The sequence below is a fragment of the Roseicyclus sp. genome (genome assembly GCF_052168335.1).
Taxonomy (GTDB): Bacteria; Pseudomonadota; Alphaproteobacteria; order Rhodobacterales; family Rhodobacteraceae; genus Roseibacterium.
This window is the reverse complement of sequence record NZ_JBQLZP010000009.1, coordinates 1-3778: the sequence shown is the minus strand read 5'-3', so window position 1 is coordinate 3778 and position 3778 is coordinate 1. Positions and strand designations below refer to the sequence as shown.

The 3778-nt window shown below is 71.3% G+C and carries 3 protein-coding genes; all 3 read left to right on the top strand.

All coding sequences use genetic code 11. The features are described 5' to 3' along the window. Positions 1-1433: GMC family oxidoreductase (locus ACTS11_RS00310; protein ID WP_442638359.1), on the top strand; the 1433-nt coding region annotated here is incomplete at its 5' end. Positions 1434-1436: 3 nt separating this feature from the next. Continuing rightward, entirely contained in the window at positions 1437-2552 is a 1116-nt protein-coding gene (locus ACTS11_RS00305; RefSeq protein WP_442638358.1) for a mandelate racemase/muconate lactonizing enzyme family protein, read from the top strand. Positions 2553-2727: 175 nt separating this feature from the next. Next, the coding region (locus tag ACTS11_RS00300; protein WP_442638357.1) for an ABC transporter substrate-binding protein at positions 2728-3778 on the top strand (1051 nt) is incomplete at its 3' end.

Below are 3778 nucleotides of genomic sequence, written 5' to 3'. Positions count from 1 at the left end.
CCTCGGTCAACTGGCGGATGCAGGCGGAACCGGACGCCGAACTCGACGGTCGGCGCATGTACTGGCCGCGCGGCAAGGTCGTCGGCGGCTCCTCCTCGATCAACGCGATGGTCTACGCGCGGGGCCTGCCCGGCGATTTCGACGACTGGGAGACGGCGGGCAACCCGGGCTGGAACGCGGCGGAGGCGGCGCGGGTCTACGCGCGGATCGAGCGGCGCGTCCACGCCGACGGCCGCGCCGAGGGCGACGGGCCGCTCTGGGTCACGGACCGCTCGCCCGCCTTCCACCCGCTCGGGCGGCACTACGTGTCGGCCGTGCGCGAGGCGGGGCTGCCCGAGGGCGACACCGTGACGGGCGAAGGCGCCGGACCCTACTGGACCACGACGCGGAACGGCTGGCGGCACTCGGCCTCGGACGCGTTCCTGCGCCCCGCGCTGGGGCGGCGGAACCTCAGCCTCGTCACCGGGGCGGAGGTGCTGGGGATCGACTTCGACGGCACCCGCGCCACCGGCGTCCGCTACAGGCGCGGCGGCCGGACGCTGATCGCGACCTGCCGGGGCGAGGTGATCCTGTCGGCGGGCGCGGTGAATTCGCCGCAGCTCCTCCAGCTCTCGGGGATCGGGCCGGGCGCGCTCCTGCAGCGGATGGGCATTCCCGTGCGGGTCGACGCGCCCGGCGTCGGCGGCGCGCTCCAGGACCACCTCGCCGTCACCTATACCTTCCGCTGCGAGGAGCCGACGCTGAACCAGGTGCTCGGCCGCCGCTGGGGGCAGGTGATGGGCGCGCTCCGCTACGCGCTGTTCCGCGACGGGCCGTTCAGCCTGAGCGTGAACCAGATGGGCGGCCTCGTCCGCTCGCGCCCCGGCCTCGCGCAGGCGGACATGCAACTCTACTTCAACCCGCTGTCCTACTCGACGGTCTACCGCAACAGGCGCCCGCTCCTGAAGCCCGACCCCTGGCCCGGCTTCATCCTGTCGTTCAACCCCTGCCGCCCGACCAGCCGCGGCCGCATCGACATCGCGAGCCCCGATCCGGGCGCGCAGCCCGCGATCCGCGCGAACTCGCTCTCGACGCAGGGCGATGTGGCCGACATGATCGCGGGCGGACGGCTGATCGAGCGCCTGCTCGACACCCCCGCGCTCCGCCGCCTCGCCACCGCCGCGCACGGCTTCACCCCGCAGGGGCAGAGCGACGAGGCCATCCTCGCCGATGCCCGCGCGCGGGCGGGCACGGTCTACCACCCGACCTGCACCTGCCGCATGGCGCCGCGCGCGGCGGGCGGCGTGGTGGACCCGACCCTCCGGGTCTACGGCACGCACGGCCTCCGCGTCGTGGACGCCTCGATCTTTCCCAACATCACCTCGGCCAACACCAACGCGCCCACCATCATGGCGGCGATGCGGGCGGCCGACCTGATCCTCGCGGGGGCGTGAGAGATGGACCGCATCGCGAAGATCGAGACCTTCTGCATCCCCGAGGTGGGCTTCGTCCGCGTCACGATGGAGGACGGCGCGCAGGGCTGGGGGCAGGTCTCGACCTACAACTCGGACATCACCTGCACGGTGCTGCACCGGCAGGTCGCGCCATGGGTGCTGGGACAGGACACGACCGACCTCGACGATCTCCTCGACCTCGTGACCGAGCGGGAGCACAAGTTCCCCGGTTCCTACCTGCGCCGCGCGATGGGGGGCGTCGACACCGCGATCTGGGACATGCGGGGCAAGCGCGCGGGCCTGCCGGTGGTGGCGCTCCTCGGCGGGACGCCGGGACGCATCCGCGCCTACGCCTCCTCCATGCGGCGCGACATCACGCCCGAGGACGAGGCCGAGCGGCTGAAGCGGCTGGCGGACGCGGACGGCTACACCGCCTTCAAGGTGCGGGCGGGCATGGAGGTGGGACGCGACCGCGACGAATGGCCGGGCCGGACCGAGGCCGTCATCCCCGCCATGCGCCGCGCCCTGCCCGAGGCCGACCTGCTGATCGACGCGAATTCCTGCTACTCCGTCCGCCGCGCGATCGAGGTGGGCCGGATGCTCGAGGATCACGGCTTCTGCCACTACGAGGAGCCCTGCCCCTACTGGGACCTCGACGCCACGAAGGCGGTGGCCGACGCGCTCGAGATCGACGTGACGGGCGGCGAGCAGGACTGTCAGCTCGCCACCTGGAAACGCATGATCGACATGCGCGCGGTCGACGTGGTGCAGCCCGACGTGATGTATCTCGGCGGCATGGCCCGCACGCTGCGCGTGGCCCGGATGGCGGAGGCCGCGGGCCTGCCCGTGACGCCGCATTGCGCGAACCTGTCGATGGTGACGCTCTTCACCATGCACCTCCTGCGCGCGATCCCGAACGCGGGGAAATACCTCGAGTTCTCGATCGAGGGGCCCGAGTACTACCCCTGGCAGTACGACCTCTTCACCGAGAGCCCCTACCGGATCGAGGACGGCCACGCGATCCTGTCCGACACGCCCGGCTGGGGGGTCGAGATCGCGCCCGAATGGCTGGCGCGGTCGGCCTACCGGGCAAGCGCCTGGGACGGGGCGGCGCGATGAAGCGGCGCGGGCGGGAATTGAAGGCTTTGTCTTGGGGGCAGGGTATGTATGATCTGCCCATCCTGGCCGCCCCGACGATGGGTTGCGGCGGCCCACCCGGCGGAACGGCCGGAAAACGAAGCAAGAAACGAAGCCCCGATCCGACCGGGCGGGGCGCACAACGGGGAGAACGAAGATGACGAGACCTCTGATTCCTGCGCTGTCGCAGGGCGCGGTGTCACGCCGCGGCGTGCTGAAGGGCGCGGCGGCCATGGGCGCGGCGGGCCTGATCCTGCCCGGCATGTCGGGCATGGCCCGCGCCCAGACGCGCGGCGGCACCTTCCGCATCGGCATCGGGCACGGCTCGACCACCGACACGCTCGATCCGGGCCTCTGGGACCAGCTCTACGTCCAGACCTTCGCCGCGGCGCGCCACAACTACATGATCGAGGTGGGCTCCGACGGGCAGCTCGTGCCCGAGATCGCCGAGGGCTGGGAAACCTCCGATGGCCAGACCTGGGTTTTCCCGATCCGGCAGGGCGTGACCTTCCATTCCGGCAAGACGCTGACGCCCGACGACGTGGTGGCCTCGATCAACCACCACCGCGGCGAGGCGACCACCTCGGTGATCAAGCCGCTCCTGGCCGCGATCACGGACGTCGCCGTCGACGGCAACAACGTCGTCGTCACGCTCGAGGCGCCGAACGCCGACCTGCCCTACCTGATGACGGACTATCACATCCCGATCATGCCGAGCGTCGACGGCGCCATCGACGTCACCTCGACGGACGGCTGCGGCGGCTACATCGTCGAGAGCTTCGAGCACGGCGTGCAGTCGACCCTGAACCGCAACCCGAACTACTGGAAGTCGGACCGCGCGTGGTTCGACCGGATCGAGCTCCTGTCGATCCTCGACCCCGCCGCGCGCCTCAACGCGCTCATCACCGGCGAGGTGAACCTGATCGACCAGGTCGACCCGGCCACCATCGGGATGCTCGAGGGCCGCGGCGTGGCGCGCATCCTGTCGATCCCGGGCAACGCGCATTACGGCTTCCCGATGGACAGCCGCGCGGCGCCCTTCAGCGACAACAACGTGCGGCTCGCGCTCAAGTACGCGCTCGACCGGCAGGCGATGGTGGACGTCATCCTCGGCGGCCACGGCGCGGTGTCGAACGACAATCCGATCGGCCCGGCCAACCGCTACTTCCACGCCGAGATGGAGATGAAGACCTACGATCCCGACCGGG

Coding starts and splice junctions, on each gene's coding strand:
- ACTS11_RS00305 (WP_442638358.1), top strand. CDS start 1,437: ATGGACCGCATCGCGAAGATCGAGACCTTCTGCATCCCCGAGGTGGGC.